Source organism: Rhizobium sp. 01N424 (genome assembly GCF_056399485.1).
Window position 1 is genome coordinate 900,813 of record NZ_JBFTRK010000001.1, and the last position, 25,359, is coordinate 926,171.

Genomic DNA, 25,359 nt, shown 5'->3' on the forward strand with positions numbered 1-25,359 from the left:
TCCTTACGCACTCATTGCCTGCGGCAGGCAGGCCTCGCAGATCGCCGCGACATGCCGGTGATCGGTGCCGCAGCAGCCGCCGAGCACCTTCAGCTGCGGCATGGCAGACAGTAGCTGCCGGTAGCGCCGCCCGAGATCGGCGGGATCGCCGGCATCCAGCGTTTCGCTGCCATCGAGTTCCGCGTGGCTCATGGTGGAGGCATTGGCGCGGATGCCGCCGATCCGCTTTGCCCAGGCGCTGCCGGGATCGAGCGCCGCCTCGAAATGCAGGGGATGGGCGCAGTTGATCATGTAATAGGCCGGTGCCCCATCGGTTGCCGCATCGGCCGTTTCGATCGCCTCCTGAATGCTCTTTCCGGTCACCAGCCGCCCGTCGGTCTCGACGGTGAAGGAGATCGCCGACGGCATCCCGTGTGCCTTGGCGGCCCGGATGATGCCGATCGCCTCGTCGATATTGTTCAGCGTGAAGGCGCTCACCATGTCGGCCTCGGTTCCGGCGAAAGCCGAAATCTGCTCGCTGTGATAATCCTCCGCTTCGGCGGCGGTCATCGCGCCGGCCTTGTAGCCGTCGCCGCGCGGGCCGATCGAGCCGCTGAGCACGACAGGCAGGTTTGGCCGCTGGTAGTCCTTGCGCAACGCAACGATCAGCGCCATCGCCGCCTCGTTGGCGGCTTTCAGCCCGGCGCTGGAATAGCCGAGCTTCCCGCCCCAGTCGCGATTCGCACGCCATGTCGCGCTGTCGAGCACGAAGCCGGTGCCATGGCGCCGGGCAAGATCGAGATAGCGCCTGTAATAGTGGCGCAGCTTGCTGCGGCCGGCCTCGGTCTCCAGGAGCACGAAGGCTGCAAAATGCGGCAGCTCCACGCCCTCGTGGAAGATCAGCATCGTCTCCAGCCCGCCATCGGTAATGTAGGCACCGCCGCCAAGCTGCGGCAATTTCCGTCTGTACTGTGCCATTGAAAAACCCACCCCTACACAGCCCGTCGCCACCTGATCGGGTGTCCGGCCGATAGATTTCTCGCGCTTAATCGCATGCGAAACTAGACGACTTGCGGTATACTTCCTGCGGGCCGGGAATATTGCCTATTGAAATCATGATCTTGCTTGCGCTTTTGAAGGCGCGGCCGCAGCCGCGAGATGGCTTCGGCAACTGAAAACTGTACCGGCGGTACAGGAGGGAGCATGAAAAAGGGCGCCGAAACACGCACGCGCATTCTCGATGTCGCTGAAGCCGCCGTGCTGCAGAAGGGTTTCGGCGGCACCTCGATCGAGGAGCTGATCGCCGAGACCGGCATCACCAAGAGCGGTTTCTTCTACCATTTCCGCGACAAGAACGAGCTGGCGAAGGCGCTGCTCAACCGCTACATCGAAAACGACGAGCGCATCTATGACGAGATTTTCAGCCGCGCCCGTGACCTCACCGAGGATCCGCTGCAGTCCTTCCTGCTCGGCCTGAAGCTGCTCTCCGAACTGCTGGCCGATCTGCCGAACGGTCATCCCGGCTGTCTGGTCGCCACCGTCTGCTATTACGAGCGCATCTTCGACCGCGAGATACAGGAGACCAACCGCAACGCCGTGCTCGCCTGGCGCCGCCGCTTCGGTCAGATGTTTGCAGAGATCATGGCGGTCTATACGCCCCGCGAACCGCTGGAAGTCGACCAGCTGGCCGACATGGTTTCCACCGTGCTGGAAGGCGGCATTGTGCTGTCCAAGGCGCTCAAGGAGCCGAACAGCCTCGCCGAACAGATCCTCGTACTGCGCTCCTTCGTCAAGTTGCTGTTCCAGCCGCAGGCAGGCGCTATCTACCGGCAGTGATGCTGTAGGCAAGCCGTCTCCCGGTCCATTGACAGCGCACCGCCCGCCAGCCAAGGATGCGCTCTCTCCCGGAGCTATTGATGCTGATTTCCGAAGCCCTTGCCCTTGGTTCCGCGACGTGTATCGCGCTGAGCTCGATGTTCATCAACGAGCTGAACGGCCAGGTGCCGCTGATGCAGCTCGCCCGCTGGCAGTTGACCGCCGCGTTCCTGATGACGGCAACAGCAGCCACGGTCGCCGGTGGCTGGGCGACGCTGGGCGGCTGGCAGTTCATGGCGCTTACCGCATCCGGCGTTTTCGGCATCGCGATTGCCAGCACCACCTATTTCGCGGCCATCTATACCGCCGGTCCACGGGTGACGGCGCTGCTGTTTTCGCTGACCTCGCCCTTTGCGCTCGCCATGGGATATGTCGCGCTCGGCGAAACGATCAGCCTGCTGCAGGCAACTGGCGACGTGCTTATCCTGACCGGCATCTTGATCGCCATCGCCGCGCGCCGCCGGCGGCCGCCGCCGATGATTCCGCTGGCCGATAGTGAGCCAATCGAGGCACCAGCACTGCAGGAGCGCACGTCACTGACAGGCATCGTGCTTGGTGTCGTCACTGCCTTCGGCCAGGCGCTCGGCAGTCTTTTCGCTCGTCCGGCCATGGCAGCCGGCGTCGAGCCCTTTGCGGCCATGGCCGTGCGCGCAGGCATCGCCGTCATCTTCTTCGGGGCGTTGCTGTCGTTGCCGGCCATTCGCCGCCGGTCCGGCGCGCTGCGCAGGAAGGATGTGTCCCTCGCTGTTGTTTCCGCCTTCTTCGGCACCGCGCTCGGCATGTCGCTGCTGCTCGCAGCCCTGAAGACCGGCAGCGTCGGTATCGTCTCAACGCTGTCGTCGATGACGCCGATCGTCATCCTGCCGATGGTGTGGCTTCGAAGCGGAAAGATGCCGCATGCCTATGCCTGGGCGGGGGCCGCCATGGCGATCGCCGGGACGGCGCTCGTGAGCCTCGGATAGTCACGAATCCGGTATCAGCGGATCCTCCACCAGATAGAATTCCGCCACCGGCGTCACGTCGGTGACAAAGAAGCCGAAGCTGGTCGTCACGCCGGGGTCGGAATGGCCGTCATCGAAGCGCAGACGGTCGAAGCTTTCGAACTGGTTCTGGAAATGCGCGTAGCGGTCGGAGGAGAAGAAATCCGGATTGGGATTGGTCTGGCCGAAGGACAGGCCGTCATAGAAATCGCTCGGCTTGCCGCGGATCTCCTCGAGTTCGAATTCGAAGCCGATCCAGGCAAGCTTGCTCTGGTTCACCGCCGAGATCTTCATGTGAAACGAGTTCTGCCGCAGCGTATCGAGACTGGCGGCATTGGCGGCGCGGATCACCAGCGTCACCGGCTCGGTCGAAATGAGCGCCTCGGTGATCTCGATCGGATCGGCGCGTGTGCCCTTTCCCTTGATCGACAGGATTCGGAAGCCGCCGAGCTCGTCTGAAAAGGAGAAGTCGCCGGCATACCAGCGGCCGTCGTCGGCCGGACCGGCGCTGACAAGCGCCAGTGAAAGCAGCGCAGCCAGGATTCGCCAGTGACGCCCCATCGCTCTCTCCTGCGCTGAGTATCGCATTGACGCGGCAAATCTCAAAATCATCGTCGGGGCGAACCGCCTGGCGTCAAGGACGGCTTGGCGCCGGAGCCGGAGGCGGCTAGCAAGGGCAGGGGGATGGGGGAGCCGCCGATGAGCCTGGAAATCGCAATTCTGTTGTTTGCCGCAGGCATTGCCGGTGGCGTCATCAATGCGCTTGCGGGCGGCGCCACACTCTTGACCTTTCCGGCAATGCTGGCCGCGGGCCTGCCGCCGGTCACCGCCAACGCCTCGAATGCGGTGGCCATCGTCCCCGGCCATCTGCTTGCGGTGCTTGCCGATCACCGGAAGCTGCAGCCGCTCGATCTCAAGCTCGGCCTCTCGGTTCTGGTCTGCCTCATCGGCGGCATCCTTGGCGCGCTGCTGCTGCTGGCGCTGCCGGAGCGGCTCTTCGTGCTGCCGGTGCCCGCGCTGATCGGCGCCGCCACGCTGCTTTTTCTGTTTTCGCCACGCATCGCAGCCTGGGCCGAAAGGCGCCGCGGCGGCAACGAGCCATCACAACTCGCAAGCTCCACGGTGCTGGCATTCGCGTCGATCTATGGCGGCTTCTTCGGCGCCGGCCTCGGCGTCATCCTGACGGCAGTGCTGGCGATCGCCGACCCCAACGATATCCGCCGCGTCAAGGCGCTGAAGAACCTGCTCGCTACCGCCGTCAGCATCGCCGCTGTGACGATCTTCATCCTGCAAGGCGCCGTCCGCTGGCCGCAGACACTGACGATGCTCTTTGGCGCGTTGTTCGGCGGCTATCTCGGCGGCTACCTGGTCCGCATCTTGCCGGGATCCGTTGTCCGGTGGTTCGTGATCGTCACCGGCGCCGTCATGACGGTGGTCTACGCCGTGAAATACTGGATGTAAGCGGCTCGCTCATCGCCGTAAATACCGCTCCATTTACGCCCGTGTTACTGTAACGTACTTACCGCCGCACCGGCTTTGCGGAAGGGTGCATTTCCACCATTCAGGAGATGCGCGATGCCTGGACAAACCTTCCTGCAATTGAGACCGTTTGTGTCTGCCGCCGCCGTGGCACTGGCCGTCGTGACCGTGCCGCATCCGGCCTTTGCCGCCGAAGCCGTCACGGTGGACAATTTCGTCAGGGCCGAAAGCGACCTCTATTTCAATAACATCGTCAAGGATGGCGGTTTCGGCAAGCTGATCCACCGCCGCGAACCGGCCGATATCGACAAGCAGACGGTCATCCGTCTGAACCGCGATACGCTCTATACCTCGGCAGTCTTCGATCTCGACGCCGGGCCGGTGACCATCACCCTGCCGGATGCCGGCGGGCGGTTCATGTCGCTCTTTGCCGTCAGCGAAGATCACTATATCCCGGTTGTGTCCTATCAGGGCGCCAGCACCTTCACCAAGGAGCAGGTCGGCACCCGCTATGTGATCGCCGGCATCCGGACCTTCGTCAATCCGGCCGACCCCAAGGATGTCGAAGCTGTCCACGCGCTGCAGGATGCGATCAAGGCCGAGCAGCCGGGCGGCCCCGGCAAGTTCTCGATCCCGCAATGGGATCCGGTGAGCCAGAAGAAGGTGCGCGACGCGCTGCTGGTGCTGGCATCGACAATGCCCAATTTCAACAAGGCGTTCGGCGCCAAGGACGCGGTCGATCCCATCCGCCATCTGGTGGCCAGCGCCGCTGCCTGGGGCGGTAATCCCGACAAGGACGCCACCTATCTCAACATCACGCCGCCGAAGAATGACGGCAAGACCGTCTACAAACTCACCGTCAAGGACGTTCCCGTCGACGGCTTCTGGTCGGTCAGCCTCTATGACGCCAAGGGCTACTACAAGAAGAACAAATACGGCGCCTATGCGCTGAACGACGTCACCGCGAAGAAGAGTGCCGACGGTTCGATCGCCATCCAGTTCGGCGGCTGCGACGGCAAGATCGAAAACTGCCTGCCGACGACGCCAGGCTGGAACTACACCGTCCGCCTCTACCGCCCGCAACAGGCGATCCTTGATGGCTCCTGGAAATTTCCCGAGCCGCAGCCGGTGAAGTGACTGGTCCGCAAAAAAAGGGGAGGGTGTCATGCATGTGACAAAACGTGAATTCACCAAGGGCATGGTTGCCGCCGCAGGGCTGGCGGGTCTCGGACCGGCCGTTGCGTTTGCCGCCGAAGTGAGCGCCGCCGAAGCCCGCGCCATCGCCAAGGAGGCCTATATCTACGGCTTCCCGATGGTCGACAGCTACCGCATCCAGCACGCCTATTTCGTCGATACTCAAAATCCGGAATACAAGGGGCCGTGGAATCATCTGGTCAATATCCCGCGGGTCTACACCCCTGCCGACACCGCGGTGCAGACGCCGAATTCCGATACGCCCTATTCGATGCTCGGCCTGGACCTTCGCGCCGAGCCGGTGGTGCTGACCGTGCCGCCGATCGAAAAGGACCGCTATTTCAGCATCCAGCTGATCGATGCCTATACCTTCAATTTCGACTATATCGGTAGCCGCGCCACCGGAAATGGCGGCGGCAGCTTCCTGATCGCCGGGCCGGACTGGAAGGGCGAGACGCCGAAGGGCATCGACAAGGTGATGCGCTCGGAAACCCAGCTGCTGCTGGCCGTCTACCGCACGCAGTTGTTCAATCCCGGTGATCTCGACAACGTCAAGAAGATACAGGCCGCCTACAAGGCGGAGCCGCTGTCGAAATTCCTCGGCAAACCGGCACCCGCCGCAGCACCGGCGATCGACTTCGCCAAGCCGCTCACCCCCGATGGCGAAAAGACCTCGCTCGAGTTCTTCACCATCCTCAATTTCATCCTGCAGTTCTGCCCGCCCGATCCCTCCGAAACGGCGCTGATGAAGCGTTTTGCAAGCATCGGCATCGGCGGCGGCAAGCCGTTCGACCCGGCAAATCTGACGCCGGACATGAAGACGGCCTTCGAGCAGGGCAGGGCCGATGCCTGGGCCGATCTCGAGGGCTTGCGCAAACGCTTCGATACCGGCGAAGTCACCTCGGGTGATGTGTTCGGCACCCGCGCCTACCTGAAGAACAACTATCTCTACCGGATGACGGCAGCTGTTCTCGGCATCTACGGCAACTCCAAACAGGAAGCCATCTACCCGGCCTACGCCGTCGATGCCGAAGGCAACAAGCTCGACGGCGCCAACAAATACACCGTGCGTTTCGCCAAAGGCGAACTGCCGCCAGTCAACGCCTTCTGGTCGCTGACCATGTACAAGCTGCCCGAGAGCCTGCTCGTCGCCAATCCGATCAACCGCTACCTGTTGAATTCGCCGATGCTGCCGGATTTCGTCAAGGATGCCGATGGCGGGCTGACCTTCTACGTCCAGACCGAATCCCCCGGCAAGGACAAGGAACCGAACTGGCTGCCGGCCCCCAAGGGGCCTTTCGTGATCGCGACACGGCTCTATTGGCCGAAGCCGGAAGCGCTGGATGGAAAGTGGAAACAGCCGCCGATGACCAAGGTGACCTAAGCGCGGGTGGCGGTTCAGGCATTCGAGGCTTAGCCCCGATCGTCCATCTCAGCCGCCATCTCCAAGAGCTTGCGCACGGTATTGATATTGCGCGAGGTTCCCGCCTTCAGCGCCGGAAGCTTGAGCTTGGATTTCCCTGATCCGATGGGGTAGTGGACATAGATCTCGTGGCCGGAGATCACCGCCTCCTCGCCGTCGGGCGCCACCATCGCATCGAGCGCGTTTTTGGGTGCGGCTTCGGCAAGGAAATGCACCAGCACGAAGCTCGGCTTGGCATCCGGGAAGGGCGCGTTCCCGGCGATCGCTGCCATTTCCTTGCTGCTGCGGATCATCACGCCGGGTTTCTTGCCGAGCCGCTTTCCCAGCGCCTCGTCGAGTTTCTCGCCCGCGGCCTTTTCGCTGTCACCGGAGCGGAACACGACATTGCCGCTCTGGATATAGGTTTTCACATCCTGGAACCCGAGCCCCTCACAGATCGCCTTCAGCTCCGCCATCGGCAAGGCGCCGGTGCCGCCGACATTGATGGCGCGGAGAAGGGCGATGTAGACGGGCATGGGCTTTCTCCCTCGTGAATGCTGCGGCCCGGCCGGCCCCCTCTGCCCTGCCGGGCATCTCCACCACAGGTGGGGAGATTGGCTGGGGGCGGCCGCTCGCTCGACTTATAGGCCTACAGCGAGTCGCAACGTTGATCGTGACGCGGGGAGCGAGCCGCTAGCCGATCTCCCCCCCTTGAGGGGGAGATGCTCGGCAGGGCAGAGGGCGGTAACCCACCCTCCGAAGCCTACATCTTCCCCGCAACCTTGATCGCAAACGCATATTCGAACGCGATCTCTTCCAGCCGCTGGAAGCGTCCGGACGCACCGCCATGCCCGGCATCCATATTCGTCTTCATCAGGATCGGCGCGTCGCCCGTGGTCTTCTCACGCAGCTTCGCCACCCATTTCGCCGGTTCCCAATAGGTCACCCGCGGGTCCGTCAACCCGCCGAGTGCCAGCAGCGGCGGGTAGGCTTTCTCGCCGACATTGTCGTAGGGCGAATAGGCGGCGATCTGCTCGTATTCTTCCTGGCTGTCGATCGGGTTGCCCCATTCCGGCCATTCCGGCGGCGTCAGCGGCAGGGTGTCGTCGAGCATGGTGTTCAGCACATCGACAAAGGGAACGGCGGCGATGATGCCGGCGAATTTTTCCGGCGCCATGTTGGCGATTGCCCCCATCAGCATGCCGCCCGCCGATCCGCCCTCGGCGATGATGTTCGTGTAGGACGTGAACTTCTGTTGATTCAGATAGTCGGCGGCGGCGATGAAGTCCTTGAACGTATTGGTCTTCTTTTCCATCTTGCCGTCTTCGTACCAGGCAAAGCCCTTGTCCTTGCCGCCGCGGATATGGGCGATGGCATAGACGAAGCCGCGGTCGGCGAGCGACAGGCAATTGGTGTTGAACCCGGCCGGAATGGTGATGCCGTAGGCGCCATAGCCATAGAGCAGACAGGGCGCCGAGCCATCGAGCACAGTGTCCTTGCGGTAGAGCAGGGTCACAGGCACGCTCTCGCCGTCCCACGCGGGAGCGAAGACGCGGCGGGTGACGTAGTCATCGGGGTTGTGGCCCGACGGCACTTCCTGGGTCTTGAGCAGTGTGCGCTCGCGCGTCACCATGTTGTAGTCGTAGAGCTGGCTCGGCGTCGTCATCGACGAATAGGAGAAGCGGATGACGTCGGTGTCATATTCGGCGGCGCCCGACAGGCCGAGCGAATAGGCCTCCTCGGCAAAGGCGATCGCGTGTTCCTCGCCGGTCGCCCGATCGCGGATCATGATCTGCGGCAGGCCGTCCTTGCGCTCCAGCCAGAGCAGATGGCGGGCATAGGCCATGTGGTTGATGATGAGCGTGCCGGGCTTGTGCGGCACCACTTCGCGCCAGTTGTCCTTGCCTGGCGCATTCACAGGCGCCTCGACGATCTTGAAATCCTTGGCGTCGCCGTCATTGGTCAGGATGTAGAAGACGTCGCCGCCCTCGGTCAGCGTATATTCGATGCCTTCCTCGCGCTCGGCGACGATCACAGGCTCCGCCGTCAGGTCCTTGGTGGACAGCAGCCGGTATTCGGATGTCTCGTGGTCGTGGATGTCGATATAGATGAAATCGTCGAGCAACGAGCCGCCGACGCCCATGAAGAAGCCAGCATCCGGCTCTTCGTAAACCAGCCGGTCGTCGCTCTGCGTCGTGCCGATGATATGGTGATAGACCTTCGAGGGGCGGTGGTTTTCGTCCAGCGCCGAATAGAAGAAGCTCTTGCCATCCGGCGCCCAGACACCGCCGCCGCCGGTATTCTCGATCACGTCGGTCAGGTCTTCGCCGGTCGCGAGATCGCGCACCTTCAGCGTGAAGAACTCCGAACCCTTGTCGTCATAGCCCCAGATGCCGCGATTGTGATCGGTGGAGTGGTCGAGCCCGCCGAGGCGGAAATAGCTCTTGCCCGCCGCTTCCTTGTCGCCGTCGAGCAGCACGGTGCGGATCGTCTCGTCCTTGGTGTCGCCGTCGCGCGGGATGCGGAAATAGCGCGGCTGCTCGCCGCCGGTGACGAAGAAGGTGCCATAGGCATAGGCGCCGTCCTTCGTCGGCACCGAGCTGTCGTCTTCCTTGATGCGGCCGCGCATCTCGCCAAATAGCACCTTCTGCAACGGCTTGGTATCTTCCATCGCCGCGTTCATATAGGCGTTTTCGGCCTCCAGATGCTTGCGGATCTCGGGGTCGAGGATACTGGGATCCTTGAACATCGCCTGCCAGTTATCGGCGCGCAGCCAGGCATAATCGTCTGTCCTGGTGATGCCGTGGCGCGTATCGGAAAGCGGCTTCTTGGCGGCAGCGGGCGGGGTCGGCAGGTTCTTGAAAACGGACAAATGAAAAGCTCCGGATCGGTATTGCGGTGGGGAAGAGATAGAGGTGCTGCGGGACGCAATCAAGCGCCGCGCAAGCCGTCGTGGATAAGCTGCGGCTAAATCGAAGTGTTCCTCACGTTGCCTTGATGTCACCACATTGTTTAAGAAAGTCCGGGAGAGCCTTTCCGGGTTCTATTGCATCATTCTGTTGGCTCAAACGGAGTCGGATGGTCGGCCGGCTGGCGCGCGTCGTAGCCCAGTCCTACGGCCAAGCCAGCCGGCCGATCAGGCGGCCCGTTTCAGCCAACCCGGAGGGCCGGGCATCCTTCCGCCAGGATCAAAGGCGATCGGCTCGGACGTACCTAGGGGTATGCCCTTCGCCAATCGCCTTTGCCCTGTCGAAAACCTGCTCCGGCAGAATGATGCAATAGAACCCGGAAAGGCTCTTACATCGCGCGGAACCTGCGCCTTGCCAGATGGAGATGACGGGGGCGTCTGGCTGAGGCTTGTTCCGGATTGAGCAGATAGAGGGATTATTCCTACATGCCGAAATGCCTGGTCCTGTCCGTATCGCTTCTCAGCCTTGCCTCCTCCGCCTATGCCGTCGATCCCGCCATCAAGAAGCAGCTTGAAAAGCTCGATCCGGCCACCCGCCTCGAACAGAGCTGCGATACTGAGGCGATGAGCCGCATCAACAAGGACAAGACCGGCTTCAACCCGGACAAGGTGATCGCATACACCTTCAAGGATCCGGTGCCGAGCGACGATCGCCTGGTGGCACCTGGCGCCGTCTTCCGCAGCAAGGGCGTCTGGTACCATCTCTCCTACACCTGCATCACCGGCCCGCAGCATATCAACGTCCGCGAACTTCAGTACGAGATCGGCGAAAAGGTGCCGAAGGAGAGCTGGACGAAGTATTACCTCTACGATTGAGGCCTCTCGGCTTCATTGGTTGATCACGCGAGCTTCGGCGGCACCTTGCCCTGATCGATGATCGCCATCTCGGCGATCTGCCGCAGCGTCGTCGCTGCATATCTCTCCAGAAGCTCTTTCTCGGCCGCCGCATGCGCCATCTGCAGCACGGAATTCGATGCCCGCTCGACAGGGCAGGAGGGGTGATCGCGCGAGAGCGGCGCAGGCAGGATCGCGCCCTCGTTCAGCGCCCGCTGGATATCCAGCACCGTCACCTCGTCGAGTGACCTGACCAGCTTCCAGCCGCCGCCGCGCCCGCCTTCCGATTCCACGATTCCATGGTCGCGCAGCGCCCCGAGCGTCCGGCGCACGACGACGGGATTGGTGTTCAGCATCTGGCTGATCCGTTCCGACGTCTCCCGGCCGCCAAGCAGGCCCATATGCACCAGCACATGCAGCATCCGGGCAAGCCGGCCATCGGTCTTCATCGCGAACCTTTCCGCAACAATTATTGTTACGCTATCTTGACGGTGCCGGTTATCTGTAACAGATATTGTTACGGATAAAAGGAGCACGCATGCTGCGCCGCCAGTTTCTACTCGGCGCACCGGCCTTGGTTACCTCAGTTTCCGGCGCCAAGGCAACAAATCAGGAGCCCATCATGAATGACACACTCATCGACACCAGGACGATCAGCATGGGTATCCTCGAAGCGGGCTCCGGACCGCTCGTGCTGCTATGCCACGGGTTTCCGGAAACCAAGCATGCCTGGCGCCATCAGGTCGCCGCGCTTGCGGAGGCCGGGTATCGCGCCGTGGCACCAGATATGCGCGGCTACGGCAAGACCGCGGCACCCGGCCACGCCGATCAGTATACCGTCTTCCACGCGGTCGGCGATCTGATCGCGCTGATGGATGCGCTCGGCGAAGAGAAGGCGGTGATCGCCGGTCACGATTGGGGTGCGACGATCGCCTGGCAGGCGGCCCTGCTGCGCCCCGACAGGTTCAGGGCCGTCGTCGCCCTCAGCGTGCCGATGATGGGCCTGCCGCCGGTGCCGCCCTCAAAGATCTTTCCGGAGAATGACGAGGCGCTGTTCTACACGCTCTATTTCCAGCAGCCGGGTGTGGCGGATGCCGAATTCGGCCGGGACCCCGCGCTGACACTGCGCGAGATCATCCATGCGGCAAGCGGCGAGGCGGGTCCCAGAAAGTCCGGCGACGGCACGCCCAATCCCTTTTCGATGGTCAGCCGCAGCACCGGTCTGCTCGCCGATTTGCCCGACCCCGCGGAGCTTCCCGCCTGGCTGCCGCCCACAGATTTCGAAAGACTGGTCGCCGACTTCAAGGCATCAGGCTTCACCGGCGGCCTCAACTACTACCGCAATCTCGACCGCAACTGGGAACTCCAGCAGGCCAATGCCGGCCAGACCGTCACCATCCCAGCGCTGTTCATGACCGGCGAACGCGACCCCGGTCTCGCCATTCCCGGTATGGACAAGATCATATCCGCCATGCCGGCGCTGGTGCTGCAGCTGCGCGGCTCGCATATTATTCCCGGCGCCGGTCATTGGCTTCAGCAGGAGCGCCCGGCCGAGGTCTCGGAACGGATGATCGCCTTCCTGCAGCAGCTCTGAACGCCCCTACCGATCCACCAGCACCGAGCACTTCGCATGCCGCACCACGCGGTCCGCCGTCGCGCCGATGAAATAGTTGGAGAAATCGGGGATGTGCGAGGCGACGATGATCAGGTCGGCGCTGTGGGTCTCGGCGGCGGCGAGAATGCCGTTGGCGGGCGGCCCGCGGCCGATCTCGACGCTGGCCGGAATGCCGGTCTTCAGCCGCAGCGCTTCCAGCCGCGTCTTGCCGTCCTTGATGGCGTTCTCGACCAGCTCGACCGGCAGATCGATCGCCACATAGGTCGGGATGTCCTCGACGACATTGAGCAGGATGATCTCGCCGCCCTCGTCGAGCAACGTCGCAGCCTTGCGAAACGACTTCTCGCCGCGGTCGATGGCGCCGATTTCGATGGGAACCAGGATTTTCTTGTACATGTCTTTCGTCCTTATGAGATGCATCCAACCTATCGGAGGAAACATAAGGCGCTTTGACGCGGATCAAGCACCGCATCTCCAGCGTCAACAGATGCTGAACGATTTATCCGCAAGAACGCATCTTCTGCGAACAATCGGAATGCGCCATATAGAATGCAAGTACGGTGGCCGAGGGGACCATGAGATCATGAACCGGCGAACATTCCTCGAGCTTGCCACAGGCGGCGTTTTCGCCGCCACCGCCGGTGCAACTTCGCAACTGATGGCAGGAGACAGATCGATGACAACAGAGACTTCCTACGCGCTGACGCGCCCTGCCCATGTCGGCCATTCGCATCTGGTCGTGAAGGACCTAGCCGCCGTTTCCGGCTTCTACCAGTCGATGCTCGGCCTCAAGGTCATCGAAAAGACCGCCAGCGGCGAAGTGCTCGGCGTATCGGGCCTGCCGCTCCTGACACTGACGACGGACGGCAACGCGCAAACGGCGCCCCGCAACGCCGCCGGCCTGTTCCACACCGCTTTCCTGATGCCTGACCGCACCGAGCTTGCCCGCTGGCTGCGCCATGCCGCGCATAACAATGTCGTCCTCGAAGGCGCGTCCGACCACCTCGTCAGCGAGGCGATCTATCTTTCCGACCCCGAAGGCAACGGCATCGAAATCTATGCCGATCGCCCGCATGACGTCTGGAAATTCCACCAAGACGGCCAGGTGGAAATGGCGACCAACCGCCTCGACCTCCAGGCGCTCTATGAGAGCGCCCCTCAGGACACCTGGAACGGCATGGCAGACGGCACCGCGATCGGCCACATCCATCTGCAGGTCGGCAATATCCCGGAAGCCGACACATTCTACCGCGACGTTCTCGGCCTGAAGATCATGGCCCGCTATCCCGGCGCCAGCTTCTTCGCCACCGGCGGCTACCACCACCATGTTGCCGCCAACATCTGGAACAGCCGCGGCGCCGGCACCCGCAGCGCCAGCATGACCGGCCTGTCCGACTATTCGCTGCATTTCAACGACAAGGCCGCGCTGGAAACAGCCAAGACCGCGCTGGAAAAGCTCGAGATTAAGACCGAAGCCCGCGACGGCGGCGTGTTCCTGAGGGACCCCTGGGGGATTGGACTGACGCTGACGGCGTGAGCGGACACGTCCAATCCGTTGCAATTGCCGCCGATACGACTAGCTTTCCCCTTGCGCCGCGCTCTTCCGCGGCGCCGAGCCGAGGAGGAAGCGACCCATGTGCCGCAATATCAAACCCCTGTTCAACTTCGACCCGCCGGCAACGGAGGCGGAAATCCATGATGCGGCGCTGCAGTTCGTGCGCAAGCTGAGCGGCACCAACAAACCTTCCAAACGCAACGAGGCCGCCTTCGATCACGCGGTCCTGGCGATCGCCAAATGTGCGGCGGAATTGCTGACGTCGCTGGAGACCTCGCAGCCGCCCCGCGACCGCGAGGAAGAAGCGGCCAAGGCGAAGGCCCGCTCGGCGCTCAGGTTTGCCTGAGGAACTGCCGCTCTGGAAAGATCGTTCCAGGCGCTGGCTTGCTGCAGCATAACCATGCTTGAACACATGCTAACGCAACGCTAGGGATCGGTTGACGTTCCTCATGCAGCAAGACCCTCCCTCATGTTTCCCTTTTCAGAAGCCGACCCGATCCGCCATGCGAGCCCCGTGCCTGAAAGCTCGGAGGTGGTCATCGTCGGTGGCGGGGTGATCGGCGTTTCGACGGCGCTTTTCCTCGCCGCGCGCAATATCCAGGTGACGCTTCTGGAAAAGGGGCGCGTCGCCGGAGAGCAATCGTCGCGCAACTGGGGCTGGATCCGCAAGCAGGGGCGCGATGCCGACGAGTTGCCGATCGTCATGGAAGCCTGCCGTCTCTGGCAGCAGCTGGCGGAAGAATGCGGCGAGGATATCGGCCTCCGCCAGACCGGCGTCACCTATCTGGCCCGCACCGACAAGGACATGGCGAAATTTGCGCGGTTCATGCAGCTCGCCGCCGCCCACGATCTCGATACCCGCCTTCTCGATGGCGCAGAGGTCGCGGCCAGGATCGGCGGCATGGCGCGCACCTATGCCGGAGCTATGACGACGCCATCGGATATGCGCGCCGAGCCCTGGCTTGCGGTGCCTGCGCTGGCGCGTCTGGCCGCCCGCAAGGGTGTCAGGATCATCGAGAATTGCGCGGTTCGCGCGCTCGATATCGCCGCCGGCCGGGTTGCGGGCGTCTGGACCGAAGGCGGCAAGATCGCGACGACGAACGTGCTGATGGCCGGCGGTGCCTGGTCGTCGCTGTTTCTTCGCAAGCACGGCGTCTCCATCCCCCAGCTCAGCGTCCGCGCCACGGTTGCCGCAACCGAACCCTTGCCGGAATTCCACGCCGGTGCCGCCATCGAAAAGGACATCGCCTTCCGCCGCAGGCAGGATGGCGGCTATACGCTGGCCCCGGGCGGCAGCAATCTGCTGTTTGTCGGCCCCGACGCCTTCCGCAACGCCACCAAATATCTCCCGGCGCTGATCGACCATCCCCTCGGCACCCGCTATCTCCCGGCAGCACCCTCCGGTTTCCCCGACAGCTGGTCGACGCCGCGTGATTGGACGCCCGAGACCACCAGCCCATTCGAGCGCATGCGCGTCCTCAACCCGGCGCCCGGTCAATCCGATTTGGCCTCGATCAGGCGCGGCTTCGAAAACCTCTTCCCGCAGCTTGGAGAATTGCGCCTGAAAACCGCATGGGCAGGCATGATAGACGCCATGCCTGACGTCGTCCCGATCGTCGACCGCGTCAGCGCCATCGCCGGTCTCTTCGTCGCCACCGGCATGAGCGGCCACGGCTTCGGCATCGGCCCGGGCATCGGGCGCGTCATGTCGGACCTGATCCAGGGCAACGCGACGGGCCACAGCCTCAACCGCTTCCGCCTGTCACGCTTCTCCGACGGCAGCCCGATCCGGCTGGGACCGGCGATCTGAGGCCGCGCGCCTTGCGCGCCTATTCCGCCGCCACCGCCATCGCCCGCGTGTCGTTGCGGTAAAACTTCGGCGCCCGGCCGGTCACGCGCTTGAAGGCGTTGGAGAAGGCGCTTTCCGAGGTGTAGCCGAGCGAGCGGGCAAGTGTTGCCACCTGCACGTCGTCTTCCCTGAGTGAGCGTTCGGCGAGGCGCATGCGCCATTCGGTGAGATAGGCGAGCGGCGCGATGCCGGCCACCTGCTTGAAATAGACGGCGAAGGTGGTGCGCGACATGGCAGCGGCCGCGGCAAGCTCTTCCAGCTGCCACGCGCGGCCGGGCTCGGCATGCATCAGCCGCACGGCCGGGGCGATGCGGCGGTCGCTGACGGCGCGCAGAAGGCCCGAGGCCAGCGGGCCACCGTCATCCAGATGGGCGCGGAGCAGCTGCACGAACATCAGCTGTGCCAGCTGCGCGGAGGCGACCGAGCCGCCCGGCAGATCGGCGGTCTGCTCCGAGACGATCTGCGCCACCACCCATTGCAGCACGGCTGCCTGCGGCGATCCGGCTTTCGCATGGATGAAGGGCGGCATGACATCGGTCAAAAGCGCGCCGCGTTCCGGATCGAGACCGGCATGGCCGCCGACGATCTCCACTTCCTTGACGTCGCCAATATGCTTGACCCGGCCGATATAGGTGGCAAACAGCGGCTTGGCCTCGACAGGGGGCAGAGACAGATCGGTGCTGAGCACGAAGTCGCGGGTGGTGACCAGGAACGTGTCGCCCGCTTCCAGCCGCACTGGCCCGGCGCCGCCCTCGACATCCAGCCAGCAGCTTCCCTTCAGCACCGCGTAGAACTTGATCTGCTGCGGCCGGAACTGCAGCGACCACTCGCCGCCGATGGTGAAGCCGCCTGATATCACGGACTGGGCATTGGTGAGGGTGAGGAGGTCGGAAAAGGGATCGTGCGACATTTCCGAATTTTGGCGCATGTAATCGGAATTTACAAGTATTTGAAATTCGGCGCGCCGGGCGCAGTCTCCGGAGGTAATCACGAATGGAGAATGCATCATGAGCCTCAAGACACGTAAACTCGGCACTCAGGGCCTCGAAGTCTCGGCAATCGGCCTCGGCTGCATGCCGATGAGCCAGTCCTATGGACCGGCCGATCAAGACGAGGCGATCCGCACGCTGCACCGCTCGATCGACCTCGGCTGCACCTTTTTCGACACCGCCGAAGTCTATGGTCCGCACACCAATGAAGACCTGCTCGGCCGCGCCTTCAAGGGCCGCCGCAGCGAGGTGACGATCGGCACCAAGTTCGGCTTCAAGATCGTCGAGGGCAAGCAGCGGGGCGCGGAAACCACCAGCCGTCCGGAAGACATCCGCAAGGCGGTCGAGGGATCGCTGAAGCGGCTGCAGACTGACTATATCGATCTCCTCTACCAGCACCGTGTCGACCGCAGCGTGCCGATGGAAGATGTGGCAGGGACCGTCGGCGAGCTGGTGAAGGAAGGCAAGGTCAAGTATTTCGGCCTGTCGGAAGCCGGTATCGCCAATATCCGCAAGGCGCATGCGGTGTTCCCGGTTTCCGCGCTGCAGAGCGAATACTCGCTTTGGGAGCGCAATCTGGAGCCGGAGATCATCCCGGTGCTGCGCGAACTCGGCATCGGCCTCGTGCCTTTCTCGCCGCTCGGCCGCGGCTTCCTCACCGGCAAGGTGATGCGCGCCGAGGAATATCCGGAGAATGACCACCGCCGCAACGACCCGCGCTATCAGGGCGCCAACTTCGACGAGAACGTCAAGGCCGCCGAGATCGTCCATGCCGTCGCCCGCGATCACAATGCGACGCCCGGCCAGATCGCGCTCGCCTGGCTGCTGCACCAGGGCGACGACGTCGTGCCGATCCCCGGCACCAAGCGCCAGAGCTATCTGGAGGAAAATGTCGGCGCCGCCGCCATTGCCCTCAGCGCAGCAGACCTCGCAAGCCTCGACGCTGCACTCGCGCCGGAAAAGGTCTCCGGCGAGCGCTACGCCTCGTGGATCATGGCGACGGTCGATCGGTAAGCGCGCTCACGCGGCCTGAACCTTTCTGAGGCCGATGCTTGCTGCGATCGCCAGTTCGGCGATCGCAGCGGCAAGCAGGATGCCGAGGAAGACGTCGCGTCCGAGATTGACGAGCACCCAGCCGCCGATGACAGGGAAGCCGAAGATGCCGGTGAAATAGGACATCACGAACCAGGTGAGCGCCGCATGGCGGTAGCGCGGTTCGGTGTTGTTCACCGCCCAGGTCTGGATCACCGAATAGACCAGGCCATAGCCGATGCCGGTGAGGATGGCTGAGAGAATCTGGAAGGCCGGGTGGATGCCGGTGCCGAACATGGCGACGACGCCGAGGCACATCGAGGTCAGCAGCGCCGTTGCAAGCTGCGCCTGCGGCAGCGCCGCCAGCAAGCGGGCAAGCAGCAGCCGGGCGGCAACCACGGTGACGGCGTAGACGGCAAAGAAGGTTGCCGCATCGGCGGAGGTTCCTTCCACCAGCGACGACTGGAAGGTCAGCAGACCGGAAAAGACGCAGGCACCGAGCGCCACCATCAGGATCGGCCGGACGGAAGCGCTGCGGCCGATCACGCCGATATCGCGTACCCAAGGGCGAAGTCCCGCTGTTCGCGGCCCGCCCGGCGCCATCGAGCCGAAGACCCAGAGCAGCACGGAAGCCGCAAGGCAGGCAGCACCCACCAGCATGAAGGTCGCCTCGACCGAGAGCCCGACCTGCCGCAGCATGAGATTGAGAATGACCGGGCCGCCGCCGATGCCGGCCATCTGGAAGGCGCCGAAGCGGGTAAACCAGAAGCCGCGATCGGCATCCGTGACCCGCTCGGATAGTGCCATCGGCGCGCCGATATAAAACATTCCCCAGCCAAGCCCGATGAAGAAGCCTGAGACCAGTGGCAGACCAAGACCGCCGCCCGCCGCAAAGGCGAGCAGCAGGAAGCCGAAGGCGACGGAGCAGGTGGCAATCGCGCTCATCCGCGCGGCATCGATCCGCCCCGACAGCCAGCCGACCAGCGGCACGCCGGTAAAAGTGCCGGCCATCGCCGCACCCAGCGTCAGCCCGGTATCGACATCGCTGCCGCCATGGGCGCGGTAGTAGGCCGAAAACAGGAAGGTGGCGCCATAGCCTGCCGCAGCAAGCATGGTGCCGGTGAAGAGAAAAGGGGCGGCGGAAGGGCGCATCGGCATGTCCGGACAGTGGTTGAAAGTGGTCCGATAAAAAGGAATAATGGCAAACATATCCAGAGCCACTTTGAGTCAGCCATGCAAGCCACTTCGCCCCGCCAGACCAGCGCCCGCACACTCCGCCGCGAAAGTGCCGCGGCCGGTTTCCTGCCCGATATCGATGCGTCCTCGCCGGTTCCGGCAGTCCGCCAGCTTTACCTGCAGCTGCGCGATGCCATCGTCGCGGGCACGCTTCAACCGGACCACCGGCTGCCCTCGACGCGGACCGCATCCTTGGAATGGTCGCTGTCGCGCGGGCTGATCGCCGAGGCCTATGAGATGCTGATCGCCGAAGGCTATGCCGAGGGGCGGCATGGCTCCGGCACCTATGTCGCCTCTGGCCTGCCGCCGATGCCCTCAGGCAGCGGCCGCGCCCGCGAGATGGCCGATAACAGCGCCCGGCGCGGCATCTCCACCGCCGCGCGGATGGCGATGCGCACCGATCTGGCGCCGCCCGCCCAGGTCGCCTTCGCCACCGGCCGGGTGATCCACGACGCGCGCACTGCCGGTCTGCTGAAGCGGCTCGCCCATCGCCATATCGACTATTCCACCGACCGCTACCGCGATCCGCAGGGCGAGCTTTCGTTGCGACAGGCGGTGTCGGCCCATCTCACCGCCTCGCGCGGCGTGCGCTGCCACCCCGGCCAGATCTTCATCACCTCAGGCACCCAGCAGGCGCTGGATTTCGCCATCCGCGTACTCGTCTCGCCCGGCGAGACCGTGATGATCGAGGATCCCTGCTATCCGCCGGCAAGGCTTGCTTTCCTGTTGAACGGTGCGGCGATCTCAGGCATGCCCGTCGATGGCGAGGGCGTGATCACCGGTGAGCTATCCCTTTACGATGGCCCGCCGCCGGCGGCGATCTACGTCACCCCGTCGCATCAATATCCCTCGGGCTCGGCCCTGCCGCTGGCGAGGCGGCTGGAATTGCTGGCCTTCGCCCAGGCTCGCGGCAGCTGGATCATCGAGGACGACTACGACAGCGAATTCCGCTATGACGGCCACCCGATCGCCTCGCTGCAGGGCCTCGATGCGACGCGCCGGGTGATCTACGCCGGCACCTTCAGCAAGGCGCTGCTGCCGGGCTTCCGCGTCGGCTATCTGATCGTGCCGGGCGATCTCGTCGCCGCCTTCCGGGCCGTCCGCCCGATCATCGACCGCTTCCCCGCGCCGCTCCACCAGCTGGTCGTCGCCGATTTCCTCAACGAGGGCTATTTCCCGGCGCATCTGCGCCGCCTGCGCGAAAGCCACCGCGCCGCCCGCGACAATCTCGCGTTCCTGCTGAAGGCGCGGCTCTCCGACCACCTGATCGCCCCGGTCCCCGAACAGGGCATCCACTTCACCGTCTCCAGCACCGGCACATGGCGCGATGACCGCGCGCTGGCCGAGGCCGCCCTGAAGGGTGGCGTGGTCGTCATCCCCGTTTCGCCGATGCACATCTCCGCCTCGCCGGAACCGCGGCTGCTGCTGGGCTTTTCGGGGCTGACGGCGGAGGAGGCGGATATGGCGGTGGGCAGGCTGGGGAGGGTGTTGGAGAGGGTGACGGGGTAAAATTAGCAGCATTTCGCGTTGGCAGCCGGGCTCGACAGCAAGGCGTCAACTCTCTTTCGCGTTGACAAGGCACAGCGCTCCGGGCGAGTGAAGAGCACCTCAAAGTTCAACCGGTGTTTTCATGCTGCCCTTGCATTCTCTTGGCGAGCGCATCGTTGTGCTCGGCCCCTCCAACGCGGGAAAATCAACTCTGGCGGTTGCCCTGTCAGCAAAACTCGGCATCCCCGCCATTCACCTCGACCAGCTTCATCATCTACCGAACACCGATTGGCAGCCGCGCCCGGAGCCGGAATTCGCCGCGCTGCACGATGCGGCAATTCTTGGGGAGCGCTGGATCATGGAGGGCAATTATACGCGCCTCATGCCGCAGCGCTTTGCACGCGCCACCGGCGCCATCCTGATCACCTCGAACCACTGGCGCCGCTTCGCCCGCTACCTCAGGCGCACGCTTGTCAATCGCGCCGGGCGCGCTGGCCATCTTGAAGGCGCGAAGGACAGCCTCAAATGGGAAATGGTTCATTGGATTCTGGTCAAGACCCGCGATAGCGGCGCGCGATATTCAAGAATGCTCGAGACATCGAGCCTGCCGGTGATCGAATGCCGCACCGCCGGAGCGCTTAGTGATCTTTACCGCCAGTGGGATCTGCCCCCGCGCCGCTAGGCCGCTCAGTGGTATGTCGCAGCGGCAGGGGCAAGTACACTCGTCAGAAAATCCCGGAGAACCGGGGTCAGCTGTTCGCGGGGGATCTGATGCCCACATTCGAACCGGTGCAGCGCCACGGGCACCCGCGCCTGCGAAAGCGCGGCCGCGAACGTCTCGGCCTGCTCGATCGGCGCCCGGTCGTCGTATTGGCCATGCAGAAGCAATGTTTCCGCATGAATCGCGTGTGCGTGATAAAGCGCGGAGCGCTCCAGGAATGCCTCGTCCGAAGTGCCAGCCTCCCGGATGATCGCCTGCTGCAGGCCCGGAGCGCTGTTTTGGTAGGCTTCTTTGAGATCGTAGACGCCGCCCGACAGGATGAGCGCCCTCAGGTCGGCCACCTGCGCGGCGACCATCGCTGACGCAACAGCGCCGCGGCTGTTGCCATAGAGGACGATGCGGGCCGGATCGACGGTCGGTTGCGCCTTGAGGAAGTCGAGGGCGGCGATAATCGCCCGCTGGGTGGCCGGTCCGCAGAAATCCGCCGGTCCGTCCGATGCGCCGAAACCCGGCTGCGATACGGACGCCGCCGTCACGTTCAGGCGTGAGGAGAATCGCAGCAGCGTTCCGTTGTCGGCAGCCTCCTTGGCCCCCAGCAGCATTCCGCCCTGATTGCCGTGGACGAAAAGGATGGCTCCCATCGGCGCGCCACCCGTTCTTCCCGCCTGGAAAAGCTCGACGGAGGCGCCGTCGCCGCGATCGATCACATGCCGCTCTACCGCCGCCATCCCTTCACCTGTCCTGCCAGATACGTTCAAAATTTCTTCTTCAGGAAATATCGCTGTCAGCGCATCGGCAACATGACAGGCGAGGCGATGGTGCTGCCGATATTGCCAAACTTTCAGACTCGACTTGCGCGATTCTTTCTGCAACTTTAACGCTAAGGATGGGGCGTATGGAAGAGATCACCAATCTACAATTCAACAGATTTCTGAGAGCCAAGGCTCCCGAGAAGCCATGTCCGGAATGTGGCATCAATTCTTGGAGCACCGCCGCCAATGGCGATATGCCGGATGCCCCGATCGAGAAGCTGTTCATTCCCTTCGGCGGCGGCGATCAGGCGACGGCTGTTGCGGCTTTGCTGTGCAAGAACTGCGGATACATAAAACTCTTCTATCGCCACACCATCAGCAAATGGAGCGAGGTCAATGGCTGATATTATCCGTCTGAACGCCGAAATCGCTCATCATCATCCGTCAGGCTTGAAGTCCGGCGGCGGCGATGGCACATTTGACGGCATGGAAGCTCGCGTAACACGGCTTGAAGGCGACATGACGGAGATGAAGGGTGACCTCAAATCTCTGCTGAAATCGTCTGCGGAGATCAAGGGCAAGATCGACAGTCTTCCGTCCGCATATGAGTTCGGGCAATTGAGAGGCCGCGTGGATAGTCTGCCGACGACCGCAAAGCTCGCTTCGCTGCTCGCTGTCTTTGTCGCGGCAATCGCGCTGGTCAACAATTGGGCTGCAATCAAAGCCATTCTGTTCCCATAAGATCGGGTTTCTCGAAGGCCGCGGCGGTGCCCGCAAGGTTGGCGTTTGCTCCCCGCCGTGGGCGCAGAGCCCCGTTAGCGTGTCCGCTCAGCCACACCCGCGCACCCACCCTTCTCCCCCAAGGAACCGAATCCCCCAATCCGCGTTGTCGTCGCGAAGCGCTGGGCTTTCGGGGAACATGGGATATGGGCATCGCCAACGGCATCAAGAAGCATGCGAAGAAGATCGCCATCGGCGAGCGGCGCACCAGCGCCTGGGCCGAAAAGCTTTCGGCCGCGACCGAAGAGATGCAGCAGGCGCCGGTGCGCCGCGTCGAGAAGGATGGTCTCGATGTCAGCATGGCCTGGGCGATCATCGGCATCTTCGGCATTCTCGGGCTTGCCGCCGTCTACCAGATGTCGCTGATCCTGATCCCGCTGACGCTCGCCATTGTCGTCGGCATGATCCTCGGCATGCTGGCCGAAAAGCTGAGCAAGCTCGGCGTGCCCCGCATCACCAATGCGGTGATCCTGTCGAGTGCGGTGGCGCTTGTCATCTTCCTGGTCGCCAATGCACTGGCCGGGCCGGTCGGCACCCTGATGAACGAAGGGCCCGCCTTCGTCGAGAAGACCATCGACAGGCTGATGCCCTATCTCGAGAAAGTCCGCTGGCTGCATATCACGCCCGAGACCTTCCAGAGCGGCCCGATGTCGGCCGACAAGCTGCTCGAAAACACCGGAAACGTCCTGCATGTCGTCACCGCGAACCTGACGCCCGCGCTGGTGCAGGGGCTGATCTTCTTCGCCGCGCTGCTGCTCTTCCTCGTCGGCCGCGTCAACCTGCGCAAGACGATCATCATGACCTTTCGCAGCCGGCCGCAGCGCTTGGCGGCCATCCGCGTCATCAGCTCGGTCGAGCAGGTGCTCGGCTTCTATTTCGCCACCGCCGCCATCATCTATGCCGGCCTCGGGGTTATCATGACGGTGATCGCCTGGGCGGGCGGGCTGTCGGTCCCCATCCTCTGGGGCTTCTTCGCCTTCCTCTCCAGCTTCATTCCCTATCTCGGCATAACCATGATGACCTTCGCCATCGCCGTTGCTGGTATCCTGACCCATGACAGCATGCTGTTCGCGCTGCTGCCGGCGGCCGCCTTCTTCATCGTCCACCTGTTGATGGAAAATCTGATCTTCCCGGCGGTCATGGGCCGCCGCCTCGAGATCAATCCCTTCGTCGTCTTCCTCGCCATCATCTTCTGGACCTGGATGTGGGGAGCGGTCGGCGCCATGCTGGCGCTGCCGCTGTCGCTGATCGTCATGACCATCGTCGATGAACTGTTCATCGAAGAGCGCGTCACGCCGCAGCTGCCGAAGTGAAGGGGAGACGATGATGGCAAACGGCATCGAATTCGACCCTGCAAGCCAGGACGATCTGCGCAGCGGCCGCAGCCCGTGGGGCAGGGGCGGGCGCCGCCCGGCCTTTGAGCCGCTGACACAGAGTTTCAAAGCCGATGCGCTGGTCATCGGCGGCGGCATCACCGGCGCGCTGGCGGCCGAGCATCTGACGGCCCGCGGCCTGTCGGTCGTCGTCATCGACAAGGAAGAGCCAGGCCTAGGCTCCACGGCGGCAAGTACCGCCATGCTGCAATGGGAAATCGACAGCACGCTTTCGGAACTCGAGCACTATTACGGTTTCGAGCGGGCCGCTGGCATGTACCGCCGCAGCGCCGCTGCCGTCTCCGGCCTTGCCAAGCTCGTCGCCACCCATGCGCTACCCTGCCAGTTCCAGCCGAGGCAGACGCTGTTTCTGGCGCAGAACCATGAGAGCGCCCGCGATCTCTACGAGGAGCGCCAGCTGCGCCGCCGCGCCGGTCTGCCGGGCGTCTATCTGGAACATTGCGATCTCCTGACCCAGTTCGAACTCGACCGCGATGGGGCGATCTTGTCACCGGGCTCCGCCGAGGCCGACCCGCTGCTGCTGGCCTGGAGCCTCCTCGATATCGCCATCGCCCGCGGCGCCATGCTGGTGAAGGGCACCGTGGAGCGGCTGCATAGCGAAGGCGGCAAGGTGACGGCCGAGCTCGACGGCCCCTTCGTCATCGAGGCCGATACCGCGGTGCTGGCGACGGGTTATACGATGCCTGGCATCGACATGCCGAAGCTGCATCGCTCCACCTCCAGCTTTGCGATCTCCACCGTGCCGCAGGATCCGGCAACCCTCTGGCGTGGAGAAACGCTGATCTGGGAGGATGCCGACCCCTATCTCTACATGCGCACCACGGCGGACCACCGTATCGTCGCCGGCGGCGAGGACGACGCCACCACCGATCCCGACAGGCGTGATGCCAAGCTCGCTGCAAAGGCGCAGGCGATCCGCGAGAAGATGAAGCGGCTCTGGCCGCAGGCCAATGCGGAAATCGCCACCGCCTGGTGCGGCACCTTCGGTGAGACCGCCGATGGCCTGCCGCTGATCGGCCCGGTGCCCCGCATGCCGAATGTCTACGCCGCCTACGGCTACGGCGGCAACGGCATCACCTTCTCCTTCCTCGCCGCCCAGATGGTCGGCGCCATGGTAGCGGGCATCCACCGCGACTGGTTCGACGACTACGCGCTGGACCGCGACGGGCCGGGATTCCGGGGTGTCAGGGCTGGAGAGCGTGCGGTGGAGACGGTGCTGCGGTAGGAGCGGGCGTTG

At 63.6% G+C, this 25,359-nt stretch carries 26 protein-coding genes; 17 read left to right on the plus strand and 9 right to left on the minus strand.

The window, feature by feature from the left end; translation table 11 throughout:
* Nucleotides 1-3: 3 nt before the first annotated feature.
* On the minus strand, nucleotides 4-957 hold the full coding sequence (locus tag AC1DNK_RS04610; protein ID WP_477939573.1) for a homocysteine S-methyltransferase family protein: 954 nt from the start codon (nucleotides 955-957) through the stop codon (nucleotides 4-6).
* 225 nt (nucleotides 958-1,182) lie between these two features.
* Here AC1DNK_RS04610 and AC1DNK_RS04615 point away from each other — a divergent pair, with 225 nt between their 5' ends.
* Together AC1DNK_RS04615 and AC1DNK_RS04620 are read left to right on the plus strand one after the other, a co-directional pair.
* The gene (locus AC1DNK_RS04615; RefSeq protein ID WP_477939574.1) at nucleotides 1,183-1,815 is read left to right on the plus strand and encodes a TetR/AcrR family transcriptional regulator; all 633 of its coding nucleotides are present in this window, start codon (nucleotides 1,183-1,185) and stop codon (nucleotides 1,813-1,815) included.
* A gap of 80 nt (nucleotides 1,816-1,895) precedes the next feature.
* Nucleotides 1,896-2,816, plus strand: coding sequence for an EamA family transporter (locus AC1DNK_RS04620; RefSeq protein WP_477939575.1), 921 nt, complete (start codon nucleotides 1,896-1,898; stop codon nucleotides 2,814-2,816).
* On the opposite strand, the gene AC1DNK_RS04625 is transcribed toward AC1DNK_RS04620, so the two are convergent.
* A complete protein-coding gene (locus AC1DNK_RS04625; protein WP_477939577.1) occupies nucleotides 2,817-3,395 on the minus strand; it encodes a hypothetical protein in 579 nt (192 codons plus the stop codon).
* 138 nt (nucleotides 3,396-3,533) lie between these two features.
* On the opposite strand from AC1DNK_RS04625, the gene AC1DNK_RS04630 reads away from it, so the two are divergent.
* The 3 genes from AC1DNK_RS04630 to AC1DNK_RS04640 all read left to right on the plus strand — a co-directional run bounded on the left by AC1DNK_RS04630 (nucleotide 3,534) and on the right by AC1DNK_RS04640 (nucleotide 6,891).
* Nucleotides 3,534-4,295 carry a sulfite exporter TauE/SafE family protein gene (locus AC1DNK_RS04630; RefSeq protein WP_477939579.1) on the plus strand — a complete coding sequence of 254 codons (762 nt, stop codon included), beginning with the start codon at nucleotides 3,534-3,536 and terminating at the stop codon, nucleotides 4,293-4,295.
* Nucleotides 4,296-4,409: 114 nt separating this feature from the next.
* The gene (locus tag AC1DNK_RS04635; RefSeq protein ID WP_477939580.1) at nucleotides 4,410-5,450 is read left to right on the plus strand and encodes a DUF1254 domain-containing protein; all 1,041 of its coding nucleotides are present in this window, start codon (nucleotides 4,410-4,412) and stop codon (nucleotides 5,448-5,450) included.
* Between the two features lie 28 nt (nucleotides 5,451-5,478).
* Nucleotides 5,479-6,891: a DUF1254 domain-containing protein gene (locus AC1DNK_RS04640; RefSeq protein WP_477939581.1), complete on the plus strand. Its 1,413-nt coding sequence runs from the start codon at nucleotides 5,479-5,481 to the stop codon at nucleotides 6,889-6,891.
* 29 nt (nucleotides 6,892-6,920) lie between these two features.
* On the opposite strand, the gene AC1DNK_RS04645 is transcribed toward AC1DNK_RS04640, so the two are convergent.
* On the minus strand, nucleotides 6,921-7,445 hold the full coding sequence (locus AC1DNK_RS04645) for a DUF1697 domain-containing protein (protein WP_477939582.1): 525 nt from the start codon (nucleotides 7,443-7,445) through the stop codon (nucleotides 6,921-6,923).
* Nucleotides 7,446-7,672: 227 nt separating this feature from the next.
* Nucleotides 7,673-9,781, minus strand: a complete 2,109-nt coding sequence (locus AC1DNK_RS04650; protein WP_477939584.1) for a S9 family peptidase — start codon at nucleotides 9,779-9,781, stop codon at nucleotides 7,673-7,675.
* A gap of 522 nt (nucleotides 9,782-10,303) precedes the next feature.
* On the opposite strand from AC1DNK_RS04650, the gene AC1DNK_RS04655 reads away from it, so the two are divergent.
* Entirely contained in the window at nucleotides 10,304-10,693 is a 390-nt protein-coding gene (locus tag AC1DNK_RS04655; RefSeq protein WP_112517227.1) for a DUF930 domain-containing protein, read from the plus strand.
* A 23-nt stretch (nucleotides 10,694-10,716) separates the two neighbouring features.
* Here the strand turns inward: AC1DNK_RS04655 and AC1DNK_RS04660 are convergent, their stop codons facing one another.
* Complete coding sequence (locus tag AC1DNK_RS04660) at nucleotides 10,717-11,160, minus strand: RrF2 family transcriptional regulator (RefSeq protein ID WP_112389858.1); 444 nt, start codon at nucleotides 11,158-11,160, stop codon at nucleotides 10,717-10,719.
* 173 nt (nucleotides 11,161-11,333) lie between these two features.
* Here AC1DNK_RS04660 and AC1DNK_RS04665 point away from each other — a divergent pair, with 173 nt between their 5' ends.
* Complete coding sequence (locus AC1DNK_RS04665; protein ID WP_477939586.1) at nucleotides 11,334-12,305, plus strand: alpha/beta fold hydrolase; 972 nt, start codon at nucleotides 11,334-11,336, stop codon at nucleotides 12,303-12,305.
* A gap of 6 nt (nucleotides 12,306-12,311) precedes the next feature.
* On the opposite strand, the gene AC1DNK_RS04670 is transcribed toward AC1DNK_RS04665, so the two are convergent.
* Nucleotides 12,312-12,722, minus strand: a complete 411-nt coding sequence (locus tag AC1DNK_RS04670) for a universal stress protein (RefSeq protein ID WP_477939587.1) — start codon at nucleotides 12,720-12,722, stop codon at nucleotides 12,312-12,314.
* 280 nt (nucleotides 12,723-13,002) lie between these two features.
* Between AC1DNK_RS04670 and AC1DNK_RS04675 the strand changes: the two genes are divergently transcribed.
* The 3 genes from AC1DNK_RS04675 (at nucleotide 13,003) to AC1DNK_RS04685 (ending at nucleotide 15,691) form a co-directional block, all read left to right on the plus strand.
* Nucleotides 13,003-13,863 carry a VOC family protein gene (locus tag AC1DNK_RS04675; protein ID WP_477939588.1) on the plus strand — a complete coding sequence of 287 codons (861 nt, stop codon included), beginning with the start codon at nucleotides 13,003-13,005 and terminating at the stop codon, nucleotides 13,861-13,863.
* Between the two features lie 97 nt (nucleotides 13,864-13,960).
* Nucleotides 13,961-14,227 carry a DUF2277 domain-containing protein gene (locus tag AC1DNK_RS04680; protein ID WP_112389860.1) on the plus strand — a complete coding sequence of 89 codons (267 nt, stop codon included), beginning with the start codon at nucleotides 13,961-13,963 and terminating at the stop codon, nucleotides 14,225-14,227.
* A 123-nt stretch (nucleotides 14,228-14,350) separates the two neighbouring features.
* On the plus strand, nucleotides 14,351-15,691 hold the full coding sequence (locus AC1DNK_RS04685) for an NAD(P)/FAD-dependent oxidoreductase (protein ID WP_477939589.1): 1,341 nt from the start codon (nucleotides 14,351-14,353) through the stop codon (nucleotides 15,689-15,691).
* 19 nt (nucleotides 15,692-15,710) lie between these two features.
* Here the strand turns inward: AC1DNK_RS04685 and AC1DNK_RS04690 are convergent, their stop codons facing one another.
* Nucleotides 15,711-16,640: an AraC family transcriptional regulator gene (locus AC1DNK_RS04690; protein ID WP_477939590.1), complete on the minus strand. Its 930-nt coding sequence runs from the start codon at nucleotides 16,638-16,640 to the stop codon at nucleotides 15,711-15,713.
* Between the two features lie 97 nt (nucleotides 16,641-16,737).
* Between AC1DNK_RS04690 and AC1DNK_RS04695 the strand changes: the two genes are divergently transcribed.
* Nucleotides 16,738-17,733, plus strand: a complete 996-nt coding sequence (locus AC1DNK_RS04695; RefSeq protein WP_477939592.1) for an aldo/keto reductase — start codon at nucleotides 16,738-16,740, stop codon at nucleotides 17,731-17,733.
* Nucleotides 17,734-17,739: 6 nt separating this feature from the next.
* Here the strand turns inward: AC1DNK_RS04695 and AC1DNK_RS04700 are convergent, their stop codons facing one another.
* Nucleotides 17,740-18,903 (minus strand): MFS transporter, encoded by a 1,164-nt coding sequence (locus tag AC1DNK_RS04700; RefSeq protein ID WP_477939593.1) that lies wholly within the window; start codon nucleotides 18,901-18,903, stop codon nucleotides 17,740-17,742.
* An 81-nt stretch (nucleotides 18,904-18,984) separates the two neighbouring features.
* Between AC1DNK_RS04700 and pdxR the strand changes: the two genes are divergently transcribed.
* Entirely contained in the window at nucleotides 18,985-20,496 is a 1,512-nt protein-coding gene (gene pdxR, locus AC1DNK_RS04705) for a MocR-like pyridoxine biosynthesis transcription factor PdxR (protein WP_477939595.1), read from the plus strand.
* Nucleotides 20,497-20,617: 121 nt separating this feature from the next.
* Nucleotides 20,618-21,157, plus strand: a complete 540-nt coding sequence (locus tag AC1DNK_RS04710; RefSeq protein ID WP_477939597.1) for a P-loop NTPase family protein — start codon at nucleotides 20,618-20,620, stop codon at nucleotides 21,155-21,157.
* 5 nt (nucleotides 21,158-21,162) lie between these two features.
* Here AC1DNK_RS04710 and AC1DNK_RS04715 read toward each other — a convergent pair whose 3' ends face one another.
* On the minus strand, nucleotides 21,163-21,924 hold the full coding sequence (locus AC1DNK_RS04715) for an alpha/beta hydrolase family protein (protein WP_477939598.1): 762 nt from the start codon (nucleotides 21,922-21,924) through the stop codon (nucleotides 21,163-21,165).
* Between the two features lie 167 nt (nucleotides 21,925-22,091).
* On the opposite strand from AC1DNK_RS04715, the gene AC1DNK_RS04720 reads away from it, so the two are divergent.
* The 4 genes from AC1DNK_RS04720 to AC1DNK_RS04735 all read left to right on the plus strand — a co-directional run bounded on the left by AC1DNK_RS04720 (nucleotide 22,092) and on the right by AC1DNK_RS04735 (nucleotide 25,347).
* The gene (locus AC1DNK_RS04720; protein WP_477939600.1) at nucleotides 22,092-22,352 is read left to right on the plus strand and encodes a hypothetical protein; all 261 of its coding nucleotides are present in this window, start codon (nucleotides 22,092-22,094) and stop codon (nucleotides 22,350-22,352) included.
* Nucleotides 22,345-22,689 carry a hypothetical protein gene (locus AC1DNK_RS04725; RefSeq protein WP_477939602.1) on the plus strand — a complete coding sequence of 115 codons (345 nt, stop codon included), beginning with the start codon at nucleotides 22,345-22,347 and terminating at the stop codon, nucleotides 22,687-22,689. The genes AC1DNK_RS04720 and AC1DNK_RS04725 overlap by 8 nt, the downstream gene beginning before the upstream one ends.
* Before the next feature lie 185 nt (nucleotides 22,690-22,874).
* Nucleotides 22,875-24,041 carry an AI-2E family transporter gene (locus AC1DNK_RS04730; protein ID WP_112389869.1) on the plus strand — a complete coding sequence of 389 codons (1,167 nt, stop codon included), beginning with the start codon at nucleotides 22,875-22,877 and terminating at the stop codon, nucleotides 24,039-24,041.
* A 13-nt stretch (nucleotides 24,042-24,054) separates the two neighbouring features.
* Entirely contained in the window at nucleotides 24,055-25,347 is a 1,293-nt protein-coding gene (locus AC1DNK_RS04735; RefSeq protein WP_477939884.1) for an NAD(P)/FAD-dependent oxidoreductase, read from the plus strand.
* Nucleotides 25,348-25,359: the final 12 nt, after the last annotated feature.

Coding starts and splice junctions, on each gene's coding strand:
- AC1DNK_RS04610 (WP_477939573.1), bottom strand. CDS start 957: ATGGCACAGTACAGACGGAAATTGCCGCAGCTTGGCGGCGGTGCCTAC.
- AC1DNK_RS04615 (WP_477939574.1), top strand. CDS start 1,183: ATGAAAAAGGGCGCCGAAACACGCACGCGCATTCTCGATGTCGCTGAA.
- AC1DNK_RS04620 (WP_477939575.1), top strand. CDS start 1,896: ATGCTGATTTCCGAAGCCCTTGCCCTTGGTTCCGCGACGTGTATCGCG.
- AC1DNK_RS04625 (WP_477939577.1), bottom strand. CDS start 3,395: ATGGGGCGTCACTGGCGAATCCTGGCTGCGCTGCTTTCACTGGCGCTT.
- AC1DNK_RS04630 (WP_477939579.1), top strand. CDS start 3,534: ATGAGCCTGGAAATCGCAATTCTGTTGTTTGCCGCAGGCATTGCCGGT.
- AC1DNK_RS04635 (WP_477939580.1), top strand. CDS start 4,410: ATGCCTGGACAAACCTTCCTGCAATTGAGACCGTTTGTGTCTGCCGCC.
- AC1DNK_RS04640 (WP_477939581.1), top strand. CDS start 5,479: ATGCATGTGACAAAACGTGAATTCACCAAGGGCATGGTTGCCGCCGCA.
- AC1DNK_RS04645 (WP_477939582.1), bottom strand. CDS start 7,445: ATGCCCGTCTACATCGCCCTTCTCCGCGCCATCAATGTCGGCGGCACC.
- AC1DNK_RS04655 (WP_112517227.1), top strand. CDS start 10,304: ATGCCGAAATGCCTGGTCCTGTCCGTATCGCTTCTCAGCCTTGCCTCC.
- AC1DNK_RS04660 (WP_112389858.1), bottom strand. CDS start 11,160: ATGAAGACCGATGGCCGGCTTGCCCGGATGCTGCATGTGCTGGTGCAT.
- AC1DNK_RS04665 (WP_477939586.1), top strand. CDS start 11,334: ATGAATGACACACTCATCGACACCAGGACGATCAGCATGGGTATCCTC.
- AC1DNK_RS04670 (WP_477939587.1), bottom strand. CDS start 12,722: ATGTACAAGAAAATCCTGGTTCCCATCGAAATCGGCGCCATCGACCGC.
- AC1DNK_RS04675 (WP_477939588.1), top strand. CDS start 13,003: ATGACAACAGAGACTTCCTACGCGCTGACGCGCCCTGCCCATGTCGGC.
- AC1DNK_RS04680 (WP_112389860.1), top strand. CDS start 13,961: ATGTGCCGCAATATCAAACCCCTGTTCAACTTCGACCCGCCGGCAACG.
- AC1DNK_RS04685 (WP_477939589.1), top strand. CDS start 14,351: ATGTTTCCCTTTTCAGAAGCCGACCCGATCCGCCATGCGAGCCCCGTG.
- AC1DNK_RS04690 (WP_477939590.1), bottom strand. CDS start 16,640: ATGTCGCACGATCCCTTTTCCGACCTCCTCACCCTCACCAATGCCCAG.
- AC1DNK_RS04695 (WP_477939592.1), top strand. CDS start 16,738: ATGAGCCTCAAGACACGTAAACTCGGCACTCAGGGCCTCGAAGTCTCG.
- AC1DNK_RS04700 (WP_477939593.1), bottom strand. CDS start 18,903: ATGCGCCCTTCCGCCGCCCCTTTTCTCTTCACCGGCACCATGCTTGCT.
- pdxR (WP_477939595.1), top strand. CDS start 18,985: ATGCAAGCCACTTCGCCCCGCCAGACCAGCGCCCGCACACTCCGCCGC.
- AC1DNK_RS04710 (WP_477939597.1), top strand. CDS start 20,618: ATGCTGCCCTTGCATTCTCTTGGCGAGCGCATCGTTGTGCTCGGCCCC.
- AC1DNK_RS04715 (WP_477939598.1), bottom strand. CDS start 21,924: ATGGCGGCGGTAGAGCGGCATGTGATCGATCGCGGCGACGGCGCCTCC.
- AC1DNK_RS04720 (WP_477939600.1), top strand. CDS start 22,092: ATGGAAGAGATCACCAATCTACAATTCAACAGATTTCTGAGAGCCAAG.
- AC1DNK_RS04725 (WP_477939602.1), top strand. CDS start 22,345: ATGGCTGATATTATCCGTCTGAACGCCGAAATCGCTCATCATCATCCG.
- AC1DNK_RS04730 (WP_112389869.1), top strand. CDS start 22,875: ATGGGCATCGCCAACGGCATCAAGAAGCATGCGAAGAAGATCGCCATC.
- AC1DNK_RS04735 (WP_477939884.1), top strand. CDS start 24,055: ATGGCAAACGGCATCGAATTCGACCCTGCAAGCCAGGACGATCTGCGC.